The organism is Citrobacter sp. Ct235 (assembly GCF_030332305.1).
Lineage (GTDB): Bacteria > Pseudomonadota > Gammaproteobacteria > Enterobacterales > Enterobacteriaceae > Citrobacter_A > Citrobacter_A telavivensis.
Genome location: NZ_JAOWIC010000048.1, coordinates 122,629 through 139,961 on the forward strand (window position 1 = coordinate 122,629; position 17,333 = coordinate 139,961).

A 17,333-nucleotide genomic window follows, 5' to 3' on the forward strand; every position below is an offset into this window, starting at 1 on the left:
TTTCCTTTAAAAGTGCTTACGGTGAAAATCCCTCGCAGATCTGAAACGTAATTTCACCTGGGCTGAAATAAATTGATCTGCCACAGGTTCTGTAGAAATAGTTGCGCTTCCTGGGCAAATGAACATTGCCGACGTGTGGTCAGTCGGTTAATAACAACACTTATATAAAGAATAAGGTTTTTACAACCAAAAAAGAAGGTCGCCATGAACCGTTTTATTATGGCCAACAGCCAACAGTGCCTGGGATGCCATGCCTGTGAAGTGGCTTGTGTCTTGGCCCACAATGAAGAGCAACATGTCCTTAGCCAACGTCACTACCAGCCCCGGGTCACTGTCATCAAGCATCAGCATCAGCGGAGTGCGGTAACCTGCCACCATTGCGAAGATGCTCCTTGCGCCCGCAGTTGTCCGAACGGGGCGATAAGCCACGTCAACGACAGCGTGCAGGTTAATCAGCAAAAGTGTATCGGCTGTAAATCCTGCGTAGTGGCCTGTCCGTTTGGCACGATGCAGATAGTCCTGACGCCCGTCGCCAAAGATCAGGTCAAAGCAACGGCGCATAAATGCGACCTCTGTCAGGGGCGGGAAAATGGACCGGCCTGCGTGGAAAACTGTCCTGCTGACGCGCTGCAACTGGTGACGGAAGGGACGTTAACCCGACTGGCAAAAGCGCGACGTTTACGTACAGCCCGGCAGGAGAATCAGCCCTGGCATGCGGATGCGACGGCGACGGCCTCCCCCGGGATGAGCAAAATTGAGCAAATGCACGCGACGCCTGCGCGCGGTGAGCCGGGTAAACTGGCTATCGACGCGCGAAAAGTCAGCTTTGACGAAATCTATCTGCCCTTTCGTACGGCGCAGGCAGAACAGGAGGCCTCTCGCTGCCTGAAGTGCGGTGAGCACAGCATTTGCGAATGGACCTGCCCGCTGCATAACCACATCCCCCAGTGGATTGAACTGGTGAAAGCCGGGAATATTGATGCGGCGGTAGAGCTGTCTCACCAGACGAACTGCTTGCCGGAAATTACCGGGCGCGTCTGTCCGCAGGATCGACTGTGCGAAGGTGCCTGTACGGTGCGCGACGAGCATGGTGCGGTGACGATCGGTAACATTGAACGCTACATCTCTGACCGTGCGTTGGGTAAAGGCTGGCGCCCGGATCTGAGCCATGTCCAGAAGGTTGATAAGCGCGTGGCGATTATTGGTGCCGGCCCGGCAGGGCTTGCCTGCGCGGACGTGCTGGCGCGTCACGGCGTCAGCGCCACCGTTTTTGACCGCCACCCGGAAATCGGCGGGCTGCTGACCTTTGGCATCCCGGCCTTCAAACTGGATAAATCACTGCTGGCGCGCCGTCGGGAAATCTTCAGCGCAATGGGGATCCATTTTGAGCTGAACTGCGAAGTGGGCAGAGACGTGAAAATGGAGGCGTTGCTGGAAGATTACGACGCCGTGTTTGTCGGCGTAGGAACCTATCGTTCGATGAAGGCTGACCTGCCCAATGAGGATGCACCGGGGGTCTACGACGCGCTGCCGTTCCTGATTGCCAATACCAAACAGGTGATGGGGCTGGACGAACATCCTGAAGAACCGTACATCGACACCGCCGGACTCAACGTGGTGGTGCTGGGCGGCGGTGATACGGCGATGGACTGCGTGCGTACCGCGCTGCGTCATGGCGCAAGTCAGGTAACCTGCGCCTATCGCCGCGACGAAGCCAACATGCCGGGTTCGAAAAAAGAGGTGAAAAACGCGCGCGAAGAAGGGGCTAACTTCGAGTTCAACGTGCAACCGGTCGATCTGGAACTGAGCGCGGACGGGCGCGTTTGCGGCATTCGTTTCCTGCGTACGCAATTAGGTGAGCCGGATTCCCAGGGACGCCGCCGTCCGGTGCCGATCGCAGGCAGCGAGTTTGTGATGCCGGCAGACGCCGTGATCATGGCGTTTGGTTTCCATCCGCACGGGATGCCGTGGCTGGAGACCCACGGTGTTCAGGTGGATAGCTGGGGACGCATCGCGGCAAACGTCGAGAGCGCGTACCGGTATCAGACCAGTAACCCGAAGATCTTTGCCGGTGGCGATGCGGTTCGCGGCGCCGACCTGGTGGTTACGGCAATGGCGGAAGGACGTCATGCCGCGCAGGGCATCATCGACTGGCTGGGCATTAATTCGGTGAAATCTCACTAACCAAAACCGGCTTCACGGCGTAGTATGATTTCTCTTCTTACGCTGTGGAGCCGGTATGTCGCAAAAAATCACCCTCGTTAAAGACAAAGTCCTTTCTGATAATTATTTCATCCTGCGCAATATCACTTACGATCTCACCCGCTCGAACGGCGAGGTCATCCGCCACAAACGCGAAGTGTACGATCGCGGCAATGGGGCAACGATTCTGCTGTATAACGCAGAGAAAAAGACCGTCGTGCTGATTCGTCAATTCCGCGTAGCGACATGGGTGAACGGTAACGAAAGCGGGCAGTTGATTGAAACCTGCGCCGGCTTACTGGACAACGATGAACCAGAAGCCTGCATTCGCAAAGAGGCCATTGAAGAGACGGGCTATGAAGTGGGCGAGGTGCGTAAGCTCTTTGAGCTGTACATGTCCCCCGGCGGCGTGACGGAGCTGATTCACTTCTTTATTGCCGAATACAGCGAAAGTCAGCGCGCCAGTGCAGGTGGCGGCGTTGAAGATGAAGATATTGCCGTGCTGGAATTGCCGTTTACCCGGGCGCTGGAAATGATTAAAACCGGTGAGATACGAGACGGTAAGACCGTGTTATTGCTCAACTATTTGCAATCCTCTCATTTAATGGATTGATAAATAAGGTTTATATTTCTTTACGAATTATTGAATCTATCCGACAAATCCGATTGAGCATGGTGAACAGCACAACGAAGATACGACCTGTGTTGTTCGTTTGACTTCTGGGGTTATTACCGTCCATGCGCTATCGCGTTATTTTCCTTTTCCTGCTCGGTCTGATTCCGGCCCGCTTGCTGTGGGCCGCGCCCGCGCAACAGGCCTTTTCTGACTGGCAGGTAACCTGTAATAACCAGAATTTTTGCGTCGCGCGTAACACCGGGGAACACGGTGGGCTGGTGATGACCCTGAGTCGCAGCGCCGGGGCGCATACCGATGCTGTCCTGCGCCTCGATCTTGGCGGATTGACCGCGCCGTCCAATGAAGCGGACATTGCGCCCCGTCTGTTGCTGGACGGCAAACCGCTGGCGCTGAGCCCGGAACACTGGCGAATAACGTCGTGGCACCTGATGACGGACGACACGACAACCATTGCAGAATTTCTGGCGACGATTCAGGACGGGAAGGCAGTCACCCTGCAAAAGGGCAATCAGATAATTTCGCTGGCCGGGCTGAAAGCCGCGCTGTTGTTCATCGACGCGCAGCAAAAGCGGGTAGGCAGTGAAACGGCGTGGATTGAGAAAGGTAACGATCCACCGCTCAGCGTTCCGCCCGCCCCGGCGCTGAAAGGCGTAGCCGTCGTTAACCCGACGCCAACACCGCTCTCCCTCGACGAACGCAACGACCTTCTTGATTACGGCAACTGGCGAATGAACGGCATCAAGTGTTCACTCGATCCTTCACGCCGCGAGGTGCGGGTGACCGCCCTTACTGATGACAAAGCCTTGCTGATGATTGCCTGTGAAGCCGGGGCGTATAACACTATCGATCTGGCGTGGATCGTGTCGCGTAAAAAACCGTTGGCCTCACACGCCGTGCGGCTGCGTTTACCGTTCAACAGCGGTGCGGAAAGCAATGACATGGAGTTGATGAACGCCATGTTTGATGAGAAGTCGCGCGAACTGGTCACTCTGGCAAAGGGGCGGGGATTAACGGATTGTGGCATCCAGACGCGCTGGCGTTTTGACGGCCAGCGTTTTCGTCTGGTGCGTTATGCCGAAGAGCCGAGCTGTGATGGCTGGCATGGGCCAGATGCCTGGCCCACGCTATGGATCACGCGTTGATTTTCTGTCGGATGGCGACTGCGTCTTATCCGACCTACAGATAGCTTTTCGTAGGCCGGATAAGACGCGTTAGCGTCGTCATCCGGCGTTGCATACATCCGGCGTTGCATACATCAGGCGTTCAAAACCTTGTGTGCTTTCTCGACAATGTTCTCAACCGTAAAGCCGAAGTAAGGGAACAGCTTCTCTGCCGGCGCAGATTCACCGTAACCGGTCATTCCGACAATCGCCCCTTTTAAGCCCACATATTTGTACCAGTAATCGGCGATACCGGCTTCAACCGCGACGCGCGCGCTGACGTTCGACGGCAGAACCGACTCGCGGTATGCCTCGTCCTGGGCATCGAAAATATCCGTTGAGGGCAGGGAAACCACGCGGACATTGCGCCCTTCACCGGTGAGTTTCTCTGCGGCCAGCAGGGTTATCTCCATTTCCGAACCGGTGGCTATCAGGATGATATCCGGCTTACCACCGCCATCTTTGAGCACATAACCGCCGCGGGCGATCGCGTTCACCTGCTCCGGCGTGCGTTCAACCTGTGCCAGGTTCTGTCGTGACAGGATCAGCGCCGTTGGGCCATCATGACGCTCGACGGCCAGCTTCCAGCCCACCGCCGCTTCAACCTGATCGCACGGTCGCCAGGTGCTGAAATTGGGTGTCAGACGCAGGCTGGCCAGTTGTTCCACCGCCTGGTGCGTCGGGCCATCTTCCCCCAGACCGATAGAGTCATGGGTATACACCATAATCTGCCGCGCCTTCATCAGCGCCGCCATGCGCGCCGCATTGCGCGCATATTCGACGAACATCAGGAAGGTGGCGGTATAGGGCACGAATCCACCGTGATGGGCGATGCCGTTGGCGATGGCGGTCATGCCAAATTCACGCACGCCATAGTGAATGTAATTACCCGCCAGATCCTCTTTCAATGAGGTCGAACCTTTCCAGATTGTCAGGTTACTCGGTGCAAGGTCCGCCGAACCGCCTAACAGTTCCGGCAGGAGCGGACCGTAGACGTTGAGGGCATTTTGCGATGCCTTGCGGGTGGCGATTTTGGCAGGATTCGCCTGAAGCTCGTTGATGTATTTCTGCGTGGTCTTTTTCCACGCCTCTGGCAGACCGCCGGTCATGCGGCGCGTGAACTCGGCGGCCAGCTCCGGATGCGCTTTTTGATAAGCGGCGAATTTTTCATTCCAGTGCTGCTGTGCTTTCTCGCCTTTTTCACGGGCGTCCCAGGCGCGATAAATCTCTTTCGGGATCTCAAACGCCGGGTGGTGCCAGCCCAGTTTCTGTCGCGTCAGCGCCACTTCCTCTTCGCCCAGCGCCGCGCCGTGGGATTCCTCTTTGCCCGCTTTGTTCGGCGAGCCAAAGCCAATCACCGTCCGGCAGATTATCAGCGAGGGTTTGTCCTTCACGCTCTGCGCTTCCTGAATCGCTTTCTTTACCGCTTCCGGGTCATGACCGTCGATGTCGTGGACGACGTGCCAGTGGTAGGCCTCAAAGCGTTTGCCCGTGTCATCGGTAAACCAGCCGTCGGTTTCACCATCAATGGAGATACCGTTGCTATCGTAAAAGCCGATCAGCTTGCCCAGTCCCAGCGTTCCCGCCAGTGAGCAGACCTCATGCGAAATGCCTTCCATCAGGCAGCCGTCGCCCATAAACACATACGTGAAATGATCGACAATCTCGTGACCCGGCTGGTTGAACTGCGCCGCCAGCGTGCGTTCGGCAATGGCTAAACCGACGGCGTTCGCCAGCCCCTGACCCAGTGGCCCGGTCGTGGTTTCCACCCCCGGCGTATAGCCGATTTCCGGGTGCCCCGGCGTTCTGGAATGTAACTGGCGGAAGTTTTTCAGCTCTTCAATCGGCAGATCGTAACCTGTCAGGTGCAGCAGGCTGTAGAGCAGCATTGAGGCATGACCGTTAGAGAGAATAAAACGGTCGCGATCGTACCAGCTCGGATCGGTCGGGTTGTGGCGGAGAAAGTCGTTCCACAGGACTTCGGCGATATCCGCCATTCCCATCGGCGCGCCGGGGTGGCCGGAATTGGCTTTCTGAACAGCGTCCATACTGAGCGCACGAATGGCATTAGCAAGGTCTTTACGGGACATAGAACACTCCGTGGCAAGATTTAGAGTTTGGCTGCAAGCAGGTCTTCCAGTTTGCGTTGGTCAACGGCGAACAGACGAATACCGTCAGAGAGTTTCTCCACCGCCATCGCATCCTGGTTATGCTCCCAGCGGAATTCGGCTTCACTCATGGGGGCGGGGCGATGGAAGGTTTGTGAAGACGGCACCAGCTTGCGCTCGACCGGTTCTTCTTTTTCCTGCAGTTCTTTCAGGAGATTGGGGGCGATCGTCAGGCGATCGCAGCCGGCCAGCGCGAGGATCTGTTCAGTGCGGCGGAAACTGGCACCCATGACAATCGTCTCATAGCGATGCTGTTTGAAGTAATCGTAGATGTTGCGCACTGATTTCACGCCCGGATCTTCCTCAACAACGTACGGATCCATGGGGCTGCGCGCCTGATACCAGTCATAAATACGCCCAACAAACGGGGAGATCAAAAAGACGCCCGCTTCGGCGCAGGCGCGGGCCTGGGCAAAGGAAAACAACAGCGTCAGGTTGCAGTTAATTCCCTCTTTCTCCAGTGTTTGCGCGGCGCGAATGCCTTCCCAGGTGGAAGCCAGCTTAATCAGAATGCGGGATTTATCGATTCCCTGCTGCTGGTACAAATCCACCAGATGGCGGGCCTTTTCGATGCTCTTTTGTTGATCGAAGGAGAGGCGGGCATCCACTTCGGTCGACACCCGGCCCGGAATACTTTTAAGAATTTCCGCACCAAAATTCACCGCCAGTTTGTCACAAGCTTCGACAACCTGCTGTTCCTGGGTTTTCCCCTGTTTCTTCCCCCACTGGAGAGCATCGTCAATCAGATGCGCGTAATGCGCCAGTCCGGCAGCCTTCAGCAGCAGGGAGGGATTGGTGGTGGCATCCTGGGGTTGGTAATGACGAATAGACTCAATATCACCGCTATCGGCCACGACAGTGGTGAATTGTTTGATGCCGTCTAACTGGTTCATAGGAAATACTCCTTGAAAAGTAACGTGTTAGGTGAGTGCTTAACATCACACTTCTGAGAGATTCATGAGGTGCACCACAAAAAAGCATAGCAGACAGGCATGGTAATGCTGGCTCAGGGAGGTAACATGGTTGTTATGAGTTGATTACGAAATCTTTATTTAAGTCGTGATAGTTTGGGGACCTTCAAAGTTTGCGTCCCGCAGTGCGGTGATAATGTGCGACGCACCTGGCTGCGCGTGACTTTTTTGAACGATACGTGAAAGGAACAACAAGATGGATGACCAGTTAAAGCAAAGCGCCCTTGATTTCCATGAATTCCCGGTACCTGGTAAAATCCAGGTTTCCCCGACGAAGCCCCTTGCCACGCAGCGCGATCTGGCGCTGGCCTACTCGCCGGGCGTCGCAGCGCCGTGTCTTGAAATCGAAAAAGACCCGCTGGCTGCGTATAAATACACCGCGCGTGGCAACCTTGTTGCCGTTATCTCTAACGGGACGGCGGTGCTGGGCTTAGGCAATATTGGCGCGCTGGCCGGTAAACCGGTCATGGAAGGCAAAGGCGTTCTGTTTAAGAAATTCGCCGGTATTGATGTGTTCGATATCGAAGTCGATGAACTCGACCCGGACAAATTTATTAACGTCGTTGCCGCGCTGGAACCGACGTTCGGCGGGATCAATCTGGAAGACATCAAAGCGCCAGAGTGTTTCTACATCGAGCAGAAACTGCGCGAACGGATGAATATTCCGGTGTTCCATGACGATCAGCATGGCACTGCGATCATCAGTACCGCCGCCATTCTTAACGGCCTGCGGGTAGTAGAAAAAAATATCTCCGACGTGCGGATGGTGGTATCCGGCGCGGGGGCGGCGGCGATCGCCTGCATGAACCTGCTGGTGGCGTTGGGGATGCAGAAGCACAACATCGTGGTCTGTGACTCCAAAGGCGTCATCTACAAAGGTCGCGAGCCGAATATGGCCGAAACCAAAGCGGCCTACGCGGTAGAAGATGACGGCAAACGGACGTTGGATGACGTTATCGACGGTGCGGACATTTTCCTCGGTTGTTCAGGTCCGAAAGTGCTGACCCAGGAGATGGTCAAAAAGATGGCCCGCGCGCCGATGATTCTGGCGCTGGCTAACCCGGAACCGGAAATTCTGCCGCCGCTGGCAAAAGAGGTGCGTCCGGACGCCATCATCTGTACGGGTCGTTCCGACTACCCGAACCAGGTCAACAACGTCCTGTGCTTCCCGTTCATCTTCCGTGGCGCGCTGGACGTCGGCGCGACGGCGATCAACGAAGAAATGAAGCTGGCTGCGGTCCATGCGATTGCCGAACTGGCGCATGCCGAGCAGAGCGAAGTGGTGGCCTCGGCCTATGGTGACCAGGATCTGAGCTTCGGCCCGGAATACATCATTCCAAAACCGTTCGACCCGCGCCTGATCGTCAAAATCGCGCCCGCGGTTGCCAAAGCGGCGATGGATTCCGGCGTGGCGATGCGCCCGATTGCTGACTTTGACGCTTACATCGACAAGCTGACGGAGTTTGTCTACAAAACCAATCTGTTCATGAAACCGATCTTCTCGCAGGCGCGTAAAGCACCGAAACGCGTCGTGCTGCCGGAAGGGGAAGAGGCGCGCGTCCTGCACGCCACGCAGGAGCTGATCACGCTGGGTCTGGCGAAGCCGATCCTGATTGGTCGCCCAAGCGTGATCGAAATGCGCATTCAGAAACTGGGGCTGCAGATCAAAGCGGGCGTCGATTTTGAGATCGTCAATAATGAATCCGATCCGCGCTTTAAAGAGTACTGGAGCGAGTACTACCAGATCATGAAGCGTCGTGGCATTACCCAGGAGCAGGCGCAGCGTGCGGTGATCGCCAACACCACGGTGATTGGCGCGATCATGGTGCAGCGCGGCGAAGCGGATGCGATGATCTGCGGCACCATTGGCGACTACCATGAACACTTCAGCGTGGTGAAAGAGGTGTTTGGCTACCGTGAAGGCGTCCATACCGCTGGGGCGATGAACGCCCTGCTGCTGCCAAGTGGTAACACCTTTATTGCCGATACCTACGTCAATGACGATCCTGAGCCAGAAGAACTGGCAGAAATCGCCGTGATGGCGGCGGAAACCGTGCGTCGGTTTGGTATCGAACCGAAAGTGGCGTTGCTGTCGCACTCTAACTTTGGTTCATCTAACTGCCCGTCTGCCGGCAAAATGCGTGCCGCGCTGGAGATTATCAAAGCACGTGCGCCTGACCTGATGATTGACGGTGAAATGCATGGCGATGCCGCGCTGGTGGAAAGCATCCGTAACGATCGGATGCCGGACAGTCCGCTGAAAGGGTCGGCCAATATTCTGGTGATGCCAAATATGGAAGCCGCACGCATTAGTTATAATTTGCTGCGCGTCTCCAGTTCAGAAGGTGTTACGGTTGGCCCAGTCCTGATGGGCGTGGCAAAACCGGTTCATGTATTAACGCCGATTGCCTCTGTTCGTCGAATCGTGAATATGGTGGCGCTGGCGGTCGTTGAGGCACAAACACAACCGCTGTAATTTCACTTTAATTAATTCCGGCGCGGGTTTCTCCCGCGCCTTTTTATTTTCCCATTCTTAGTGATCCAACTCACCTTTTAAATCTCTTTGCCGAATTTTGTTATTTACCCTGACAAAAAATTGCCACGATAAGCCCTGTCTTAACACAGGCGGTGAGCAATGGATAAAGAACGCATTATTCAGGAATTTGTGCCGGGCAAACAGGTCACGCTGGCGCATCTCATTGCGCATCCTGGTGAAGAACTGGCGAAAAAGATCGGCGTTCCCGAAGCAGGTGCCATCGGCATTATGACCCTGACGCCGGGAGAAACCGCAATGATTGCCGGCGATCTGGCGATGAAGGCTGCCGACGTACACATCGGTTTTCTCGACAGATTCAGCGGCGCATTGGTTATCTACGGCTCGGTTGGCGCAGTAGAAGAGGCCTTATTGCAAACGGTCAGTGGGCTGGGGCGTTTATTAAATTTCACACTCTGCGACCTGACAAAAAGCTAATTCTGAGGTGCTTATGAAACGTATTGCGTTTGTTGGCACTGTCGGTGCGGGAAAAACAACGCTTTTTAATGCGTTACAGGGGAATTATACCCTCGCCAGAAAAACGCAGGCCGTGGAATTTAATGAAAATGGCGGTATCGATACTCCTGGGGAATATTTCAGTCACCCCCGTTGGTATCACGCCTTAATTACCACGCTGCAGGACGTTGATACGTTGATTTATGTCCATGCAGCCAATGACAAAGAAAGTCGCTTACCTGCCGGGCTGTTAGATATCGGCGCCAGTAAACGACAAATCGCCGTGATCAGCAAAACGGATATGCCAGATGCTGACGTGACCGCAACGCGGGAATTACTGCGCGGAATTGGGTTTCAGGAGCCGATTTTCGAACTCAATAGCCATGACCCGCAAAGCGTGCAGCACCTGGTGGATTATCTGACTGAGCTCAGCCAAAAGGAGGAAGGGGCAGGTGAAAAAACTTATCACAGCTAACGATATACGTGCGGCGCACGCACGGGGCGAACAGGAAATGTCGGTGGTGCTGCGCGCCAGCATCATCACCCCGGAGGCCCGTGAAGTCGCGGAGCTACTGGGCATCACGATTGTGGAGTGCGAGGGTGCCGCCCCGACGGCAACGCGTTGCGCGGACGAGGCTAAATCTGAAACGCAGCGCATTCGCGAAACCATCATCGCGCAACTGCCGGAAGGGCAGTTTACCGAGAGTCTGGTCTCGCAGTTGATGGATAAAGTGCTGAAGGAAAAACAGTCGCTGGAGCAGGGCGGGATGCAACCGGGTTTTCATTCGGTGACCGGCAAAGGCGGTATCAAAGTGATCGACGGCAGCAGCGTTAAGTTTGGCCGCTTCGACGGTGCGCAGCCGCACTGCGTCGGCCTGACCGATCTCGTCACCGAGCAGGATGGCAGCAGCATGGCCGCCGGGTTCATGCAGTGGGATAACGCCTTTTTCCCGTGGACGCTGAACTACGACGAAATCGACATGGTGCTCGACGGTGAACTGCATGTGCGCCATGAAGGCGAAACGATGATCGCCAAAGCCGGGGACGTCATGTTTATCCCGAAAGGCTCAAGCATTGAATTTGGCACGCCGACGACCGTGCGCTTTCTGTACGTTGCGTGGCCTGCGAACTGGCAATCGGTATGAAAGATTTCATCACCGAAGCATGGCTCAGAGCGAACCATACGCTCAGCGAAGGGGCGGAAATCCATCTCCCTGCTGACGCTCGCCTGACGCCCTCTGCTCGCGAACTGTTGGAAGGCCGTCATTTGCGCATCAAGTTTCTGGATGAGCAGGGCAGTCTGTTTGTCGACGACGAGCAACAGCAGCCGCAACCGGTGCACGGGTTAACCAGCAGCGATACGCATCCACAGGCCTGCTGTGAACTGTGTCGCCAGCCGGTGGCGAAAAAGCCCGATACGCTGACCCACCTGACAGCGGACAAAATGGTCGCCAAAAGCGACCCTCGTCTGGGCTTTCGCGCCGCGCTGGACAGCACCATCGCGCTGGCGGTGTGGCTGCAAATCGAACTGGCGGAACCGTGGCAGCCGTGGCTGGCGGACATCCGTTCACGGTTGGGCAACATTATGCGCGCCGATGCCATGGATGAACCGCTGGCGGCACAGTCTATCGTTGGGTTGAACGAAGATGATCTGCACCGCCTTTCCCATCAACCGTTGCGCTATCTGGATCACGATCATCTGGTACCCGAAGCCAGTCATGGTCGCGAGTCCGCGTTGCTGAACCTGCTGCGAACCAAAGTCCGCGAGACGGAAACGATCGCCGCCCAGGTCTTCATCACCCGCGGTTTTGATGTCCTGCGTCCGGATATTTTGCAGGCGCTGAACCGGCTCTCCAGCGCGGTCTACGTGATGATGATTCTGTGTGTCACCAAACGTCCACTCACCGTCAGCCAGATTCAACAGCGACTGGGAGGTGAACAATGATCATTGAACGCGCCCGTGAACGGGCTCAGCAATCTCCGGCTCGGGTGGTCTTCCCGGATGCGTTAGACGAACGGGTGCTGAAAGCCGCGCACTACCTGCAACAGCACGGTCTGGCGCACCCCATTCTGGTGGTCAGTCCGTTCGCGCTGCGCCAGTTCGCCCTCACTCATCGTGTCGCGCTGGACGGTATTCAGGTTATCGACCCACACAGCAATCTGGCGATGCGTGAAGCGTTCGCAGAGCGCTGGCTCGCCCGCGCCGGGGAGAAAACGCCGCCGGATGCCGTTGAGAAACTCAATGACCCGCTGATGTTTGCCGCGGCAATGGTCAGTGCGGGCCAGGCGGATGTCTGTATCGCCGGCAACCTCTCTTCCACCGCCAGTGTGCTGCGCGCGGGCTTACGCATTATCGGCCTGCAGCCGGGATGTAAAACGCTGTCGTCTCTCTTCCTGATGCTGCCGCAGTACGTCGGCCCGGCGTTAGGGTTTGCTGATTGCAGCGTGGTGCCGCAGCCGACGGCAGCGCAGCTGGCGGATATCGCGATCGCCAGCGCCGACACCTGGCGCGGCATCACCGGCGAGGAGCCGCGCGTGGCGATGCTGTCGTTCTCCAGTCAGGGCAGCGCGCGCCACCCGTGTGTGGCTAACGTGCAGCAGGCAACGGAGATCGTTCGTGAACGCGCGCCTGAGTTACTGGTGGATGGTGAACTGCAGTTTGATGCCGCTTTTGTACCGGAGGTCGCGGCGCAAAAAGCGCCAGCCAGTCCGCTACGGGGTAACGCCAACGTGATGGTTTTTCCGTCACTGGAGGCAGGCAATATTGGCTACAAAATCGCCCAGCGTTTGGGTGGATATCGTGCCGTCGGGCCGCTGATTCAGGGGCTTGCCGCACCGCTTCATGACCTTTCGCGAGGCTGTAGCGTACAGGAAATTATCGAACTGGCGTTGGTGGCAGCCGTGCCGCGCCAGACTGACGTGAGTCGCGAACGTGACTCACAAACCCTGGTTGTATAAATGGTCCCGTTCTGGACCCCATGAGAGGAAAACATAATGGAAGCTTTAGGAATGATTGAAACCCGGGGCCTGGTTGCACTGATTGAGGCCTCTGACGCGATGGTAAAAGCCGCACGCGTGAAGCTGGTTGGTGTGAAACAGATTGGCGGCGGTCTGGTGACTGCGATGGTCCGTGGCGATGTCGCGGCCTGCAAAGCGGCAACGGATGCCGGTGCCGCCGCTGCACAGCGTATCGGCGAACTGGTCTCCGTTCACGTGATCCCGCGTCCGCATGGCGATCTGGAAGAAGTGTTCCCGATCAGCTTCAAGGGCGACAACAACATCTAAGCAGGACTGGGGCCGGATGGCGCTGCGCTTATCCGGCCTACAGGACAGCAGCAAAACTTAACCCACGGAGGCGGGTATGAAACTGGCAGTCGTCACAGGACAAATCGTTTGTACCGTACGCCATCAGGGACTGGCACACGACAAATTGTTGATGGTGGAGATTATCGATGCCCAGGGAAATCCCGACGGGCAGTGCGCCGTCGCCATTGACAGCATCGGGGCGGGAACCGGGGAGTGGGTGCTGCTGGTTAGCGGTAGTTCTGCTCGCCAGGCGCATCGCAGCGAAGCGTCCCCTGTCGATCTGTGCGTGATTGGTATCGTCGACGAAGTGGTGGCTGGCGGTCAGGTGATATTCCACAAATAGGACTGAACATCATGAATCAACAGGATATTGAACAGGTGGTGAAAGCGGTACTGCTGAAAATGAAAGACAGCAGCCAGCCAGCGACTGCCGTTCATGAAATGGGCGTCTTTGCCTCCCTGGATGATGCGGTGGCGGCAGCAAAAGTCGCTCAGCAGGGGCTGAAGAGCGTGGCGATGCGTCAGCTTGCCATTGCGGCTCTACGTGAAGCAGGCGAAAAGCACGCCAAAGAATTAGCGGAACTTGCCGTCGCAGAAACCGGCATGGGACGCGTTGACGATAAATTTGCCAAAAACGTGGCGCAGGCGCGCGGTACACCGGGCGTGGAGTGTTTATCGCCACAGGTATTGACCGGCGATAACGGCCTGACGCTGATCGAAAATGCGCCGTGGGGCGTTGTCGCGTCGGTGACGCCATCCACAAACCCGGCGGCAACGGTGATAAACAACGCCATTAGCCTGATTGCGGCGGGAAATAGCGTCGTGTTTGCTCCCCACCCCGCGGCGAAAGGGGTTTCACAACGTGCGATTACGCTGCTTAACCAGGCGGTGGTTGCAGCGGGTGGCCCGGAAAATTTACTGGTGACCGTTGCGAATCCGGATATTGAAACCGCGCAGCGGCTGTTTAAGTACCCGGGCATTGGCCTGCTGGTCGTGACCGGCGGTGAAGCGGTGGTCGACGCCGCGCGCAAACACACTAATAAACGTCTGATTGCCGCCGGTGCCGGTAACCCGCCGGTCGTCGTCGATGAAACCGCAGATCTGGCACGGGCTGCGCAATCCATCGTCAAAGGCGCGTCGTTTGATAACAACATCATTTGTGCTGATGAGAAGGTGCTGATTGTTGTCGACAGCGTAGCGGATGAGTTGATGCGCCTGATGGAAGGTCAGCAGGCGGTGAAACTGAGCGCCGCGCAGGCCGAACAGCTCCAGCCGGTACTGCTGAAAAATATCGATGAACGCGGCAAAGGTACCGTCAGCCGTGATTGGGTTGGACGCGACGCGACCAAAATCGCCGCCGCGATTGGTCTGCACGTCCCGGATCAAACCCGACTGCTGTTTGTTGAAACGCCTGCCACGCACCCCTTTGCCGTCACTGAACTGATGATGCCGGTTCTGCCGGTGGTACGGGTGGCAAATGTCGACGAGGCTATCGCGCTGGCGGTGCAACTGGAAGGCGGCTGTCACCATACCGCCGCGATGCATTCGCGCAACATCGACAACATGAACCAGATGGCAAACGCCATTGATACCAGCATCTTCGTCAAGAACGGGCCGTGCATTGCCGGACTGGGGCTGGGCGGAGAAGGCTGGACCACCATGACCATCACCACGCCAACCGGGGAAGGGGTGACCAGTGCGCGCACGTTTGTGCGTCTGCGTCGCTGTGTTTTGGTGGATGCGTTTCGCATCGTTTAAGTGCCTCAGGCCAACGGAGAGAGAGAGATGGCGCACGACGAAGAAAGTTGGCTCACCCCAAGACTGCAAAAAGCAGCCGACCTGTGTAATCAGGCGCCTGCAATGAGCGATTCCCCACTGTGGCTGGGCGTTGACCTGGGCACCTGTGATGTGGTGTCGATGGTTGTCGACGGCGACGGACAGCCGGTTGCGGTGTGTCTTGACTGGGCTGACGTCGTGCGCGACGGCATCGTCTGGGATTTCTTTGGTGCGGTCACCATCGTGCGTCGCCATCTCGATACGCTCGAACAGCAACTCGGCAGTCGGTTTACCCACGCGGCGACCTCGTTCCCGCCGGGTACCGACCCGCGCATCTCCATCAACGTGCTGGAGTCTGCCGGGCTGGAAGTCAGTCATGTGCTGGATGAACCGACCGCCGTTGCCGACCTGCTGCAACTGGATAACGCCGGCGTCGTGGATATCGGTGGCGGCACGACCGGGATCGCCATCGTTAAGCGGGGCAAGGTGGCGTACTCGGCGGATGAAGCGACGGGCGGTCACCATATTTCTCTGACTCTGGCCGGAAATCGTCGTATCCCACTGGAAGACGCCGAGCAGGTCAAGCGCAGCAACGCGCAGGATATCTGGCCGGTGGTGAAACCGGTCTACGAAAAAATGGCGGAGATCGTTGCCCGTCATATCGAAGGACAAGGAATAGCCGATTTATGGCTGGCGGGCGGCTCTTGTATGCAGCCGGGCGTGGAGGCGTTGTTTCGCCAGCGCTTCCCGGCACTCCAGGTGCATCTGCCCCGGCACAGCCTGTTTATGACACCGCTGGCGATCGCAAACAGCGGGAGAGAGAAAGCGGAGGGAATCTATGCAAGCTGAATTGCAGACGGCGCTCTTTCAGGCATTCGATACCCTGAATCTGCAACGCGTGAAAACGTTCAGCGTACCGCCGGTCACGCTGTGCGGGCTCGGGGCGCTCAGTTCCTGCGGACAAGAAGCGCAATCACGAGGCTTAAGCCATCTGTTCGTGATGGTCGACAGTTTCCTGCATCAGGCGGGAATGACCGCGTCGTTAGAGCGCAGTCTGGCGATGAAAGGCGTGGCGATGACGGTCTGGCCGTGTCCGATGGGCGAGCCATGCATCACCGACGTCTGCGCGGCGGTCGCCCAACTGCGTGAGTCAAAATGCGACGGCGTCGTCGCCTTTGGCGGTGGTTCGGTGCTGGATGCGGCAAAAGCGGTCGCGCTGCTGGTAACCAATCCGAATCAGACGCTGGCGGAGATGACGGAATACAGCGCGTTACGTCCTCGTCTGCCGCTGATTGCCGTGCCGACGACGGCCGGAACCGGATCGGAAACCACCAACGTGACGGTGATTATCGACGCGGCGACGGGACGCAAGCAGGTACTGGCGCATGCGACGCTGATGCCGGACGTGGCGATCCTCGACGCCGCGCTGACCGAAGGGGTACCGCCTCATGTGACGGCAATGACCGGGATTGACGCGCTGACGCATGCGGTTGAGGCTTACAGCGCGCTGAATGCGTCACCGTTCACCGACAGCCTGGCGATTGGCGCGATTGCGATGATCGGCAAATCGCTGCCGAAGGCGGTGGGCTACGGTCACGACCTCGCGGCGCGGGAGAGCATGCTGCTCGCCTCCTGCATGGCGGGGATGGCGTTTTCCAGCGCCGGACTGGGACTGTGCCATGCGATGGCGCATCAACCGGGCGCGACATTACACATTCCGCACGGCCAGGCGAACGCCATGCTGTTGCCGACGGTGATGGGCTTTAACCGCATGGTATGTCGGGAACGCTTCAGCCATATCGGGCGGGCGCTGACCAATAAGAAATCAGACGATCGCGATGCGATCAGTGCGGTCAGTGAACTGATTGCTGAAGTGGGCCAGAACAAACGGCTCGCCGACGTCGGCGCAAAACCAGAACACTACAGCGCCTGGGCGCAAGCCGCGCTGGAGGATATTTGTATTCGCAGTAACCCACGCACCGCTACGCAGAGCGACATTATCGATTTGTACGCGGCGGCACAATAAAAGCATACCAGGACGTAGGCCGAATAAGGCGTTCGCGCCGCCATCCGGCAAAACGCGGCATCATTGCCTGATGGCGCTGCGCTTATCAGGCCTACGAA

The 17,333-nt window shown here is 57.2% G+C and carries 16 protein-coding genes; 14 read left to right on the forward strand and 2 right to left on the reverse strand.

Features of this window, described 5'->3' with window-relative positions; genetic code table 11:
• The first annotated feature begins 204 nt into the window (after nt 1-204).
• The 3 genes from aegA to OGY35_RS16005 all read left to right on the forward strand — a co-directional run bounded on the left by aegA (nt 205) and on the right by OGY35_RS16005 (nt 3,981).
• Complete coding sequence (aegA, locus tag OGY35_RS15995; protein WP_286632780.1) at nt 205-2,184, forward strand: formate-dependent uric acid utilization protein AegA; 1,980 nt, start codon at nt 205-207, stop codon at nt 2,182-2,184.
• Between the two features lie 55 nt (nt 2,185-2,239).
• Nucleotides 2,240-2,815 (forward strand): GDP-mannose pyrophosphatase NudK, encoded by a 576-nt coding sequence (nudK, locus tag OGY35_RS16000; RefSeq protein ID WP_286632781.1) that lies wholly within the window; start codon nt 2,240-2,242, stop codon nt 2,813-2,815.
• A 125-nt stretch (nt 2,816-2,940) separates the two neighbouring features.
• A complete protein-coding gene (locus tag OGY35_RS16005; RefSeq protein ID WP_286632782.1) occupies nt 2,941-3,981 on the forward strand; it encodes a DUF1176 domain-containing protein in 1,041 nt (346 codons plus the stop codon).
• Between the two features lie 113 nt (nt 3,982-4,094).
• Here the strand turns inward: OGY35_RS16005 and tkt are convergent, their stop codons facing one another.
• Together tkt and tal are read right to left on the reverse strand one after the other, a co-directional pair.
• Entirely contained in the window at nt 4,095-6,089 is a 1,995-nt protein-coding gene (tkt, locus tag OGY35_RS16010; protein ID WP_286632783.1) for a transketolase, read from the reverse strand.
• Nucleotides 6,090-6,109: 20 nt separating this feature from the next.
• On the reverse strand, nt 6,110-7,060 hold the full coding sequence (gene tal / locus OGY35_RS16015; protein WP_286632784.1) for a transaldolase: 951 nt from the start codon (nt 7,058-7,060) through the stop codon (nt 6,110-6,112).
• Between the two features lie 274 nt (nt 7,061-7,334).
• Between tal and maeB the strand changes: the two genes are divergently transcribed.
• The 11 genes from maeB (at nt 7,335) to eutG (ending at nt 17,235) form a co-directional block, all read left to right on the forward strand.
• Nucleotides 7,335-9,614 carry an NADP-dependent oxaloacetate-decarboxylating malate dehydrogenase gene (gene maeB, locus OGY35_RS16020; RefSeq protein ID WP_152403027.1) on the forward strand — a complete coding sequence of 760 codons (2,280 nt, stop codon included), beginning with the start codon at nt 7,335-7,337 and terminating at the stop codon, nt 9,612-9,614.
• Between the two features lie 159 nt (nt 9,615-9,773).
• A complete protein-coding gene (eutS, locus tag OGY35_RS16025; RefSeq protein ID WP_042317647.1) occupies nt 9,774-10,109 on the forward strand; it encodes an ethanolamine utilization microcompartment protein EutS in 336 nt (111 codons plus the stop codon).
• 13 nt (nt 10,110-10,122) lie between these two features.
• Nucleotides 10,123-10,602: an ethanolamine utilization acetate kinase EutP gene (eutP, locus tag OGY35_RS16030; protein WP_286632785.1), complete on the forward strand. Its 480-nt coding sequence runs from the start codon at nt 10,123-10,125 to the stop codon at nt 10,600-10,602.
• Nucleotides 10,580-11,272 (forward strand): ethanolamine utilization acetate kinase EutQ, encoded by a 693-nt coding sequence (gene eutQ, locus OGY35_RS16035; RefSeq protein ID WP_152403032.1) that lies wholly within the window; start codon nt 10,580-10,582, stop codon nt 11,270-11,272. Before eutP ends, eutQ begins: the two co-directional genes overlap by 23 nt.
• Nucleotides 11,269-12,072, forward strand: a complete 804-nt coding sequence (gene eutT, locus OGY35_RS16040) for an ethanolamine utilization cob(I)yrinic acid a,c-diamide adenosyltransferase EutT (protein ID WP_178825955.1) — start codon at nt 11,269-11,271, stop codon at nt 12,070-12,072. The genes eutQ and eutT overlap by 4 nt, the downstream gene beginning before the upstream one ends.
• Nucleotides 12,069-13,085: a phosphate acetyltransferase gene (pta, locus tag OGY35_RS16045; RefSeq protein ID WP_286632786.1), complete on the forward strand. Its 1,017-nt coding sequence runs from the start codon at nt 12,069-12,071 to the stop codon at nt 13,083-13,085. Before eutT ends, pta begins: the two co-directional genes overlap by 4 nt.
• Before the next feature lie 36 nt (nt 13,086-13,121).
• On the forward strand, nt 13,122-13,412 hold the full coding sequence (gene eutM / locus OGY35_RS16050; RefSeq protein WP_286632787.1) for an ethanolamine utilization microcompartment protein EutM: 291 nt from the start codon (nt 13,122-13,124) through the stop codon (nt 13,410-13,412).
• A 76-nt stretch (nt 13,413-13,488) separates the two neighbouring features.
• On the forward strand, nt 13,489-13,776 hold the full coding sequence (gene eutN, locus OGY35_RS16055) for an ethanolamine utilization microcompartment protein EutN (RefSeq protein ID WP_286632788.1): 288 nt from the start codon (nt 13,489-13,491) through the stop codon (nt 13,774-13,776).
• Between the two features lie 11 nt (nt 13,777-13,787).
• Nucleotides 13,788-15,191, forward strand: a complete 1,404-nt coding sequence (locus tag OGY35_RS16060) for an aldehyde dehydrogenase family protein (RefSeq protein ID WP_152403038.1) — start codon at nt 13,788-13,790, stop codon at nt 15,189-15,191.
• 27 nt (nt 15,192-15,218) lie between these two features.
• Nucleotides 15,219-16,058 carry an ethanolamine utilization protein EutJ gene (gene eutJ, locus OGY35_RS16065; protein WP_286632789.1) on the forward strand — a complete coding sequence of 280 codons (840 nt, stop codon included), beginning with the start codon at nt 15,219-15,221 and terminating at the stop codon, nt 16,056-16,058.
• Nucleotides 16,048-17,235, forward strand: a complete 1,188-nt coding sequence (gene eutG, locus OGY35_RS16070; RefSeq protein WP_286632790.1) for an ethanolamine utilization ethanol dehydrogenase EutG — start codon at nt 16,048-16,050, stop codon at nt 17,233-17,235. The genes eutJ and eutG overlap by 11 nt, the downstream gene beginning before the upstream one ends.
• The last annotated feature ends 98 nt before the right edge of the window (nt 17,236-17,333 follow it).

Excerpts from the sequence above, each read along its gene's own strand:
- aegA (WP_286632780.1), top strand. The coding sequence starts at position 205 with ATGAACCGTTTTATTATGGCCAACAGCCAACAGTGCCTGGGATGCCAT.
- nudK (WP_286632781.1), top strand. The coding sequence starts at position 2,240 with ATGTCGCAAAAAATCACCCTCGTTAAAGACAAAGTCCTTTCTGATAAT.
- OGY35_RS16005 (WP_286632782.1), top strand. The coding sequence starts at position 2,941 with ATGCGCTATCGCGTTATTTTCCTTTTCCTGCTCGGTCTGATTCCGGCC.
- tkt (WP_286632783.1), bottom strand. The coding sequence starts at position 6,089 with ATGTCCCGTAAAGACCTTGCTAATGCCATTCGTGCGCTCAGTATGGAC.
- tal (WP_286632784.1), bottom strand. The coding sequence starts at position 7,060 with ATGAACCAGTTAGACGGCATCAAACAATTCACCACTGTCGTGGCCGAT.
- maeB (WP_152403027.1), top strand. The coding sequence starts at position 7,335 with ATGGATGACCAGTTAAAGCAAAGCGCCCTTGATTTCCATGAATTCCCG.
- eutS (WP_042317647.1), top strand. The coding sequence starts at position 9,774 with ATGGATAAAGAACGCATTATTCAGGAATTTGTGCCGGGCAAACAGGTC.
- eutP (WP_286632785.1), top strand. The coding sequence starts at position 10,123 with ATGAAACGTATTGCGTTTGTTGGCACTGTCGGTGCGGGAAAAACAACG.
- eutT (WP_178825955.1), top strand. The coding sequence starts at position 11,269 with ATGAAAGATTTCATCACCGAAGCATGGCTCAGAGCGAACCATACGCTC.
- pta (WP_286632786.1), top strand. The coding sequence starts at position 12,069 with ATGATCATTGAACGCGCCCGTGAACGGGCTCAGCAATCTCCGGCTCGG.
- eutM (WP_286632787.1), top strand. The coding sequence starts at position 13,122 with ATGGAAGCTTTAGGAATGATTGAAACCCGGGGCCTGGTTGCACTGATT.
- eutN (WP_286632788.1), top strand. The coding sequence starts at position 13,489 with ATGAAACTGGCAGTCGTCACAGGACAAATCGTTTGTACCGTACGCCAT.
- OGY35_RS16060 (WP_152403038.1), top strand. The coding sequence starts at position 13,788 with ATGAATCAACAGGATATTGAACAGGTGGTGAAAGCGGTACTGCTGAAA.
- eutJ (WP_286632789.1), top strand. The coding sequence starts at position 15,219 with ATGGCGCACGACGAAGAAAGTTGGCTCACCCCAAGACTGCAAAAAGCA.
- eutG (WP_286632790.1), top strand. The coding sequence starts at position 16,048 with ATGCAAGCTGAATTGCAGACGGCGCTCTTTCAGGCATTCGATACCCTG.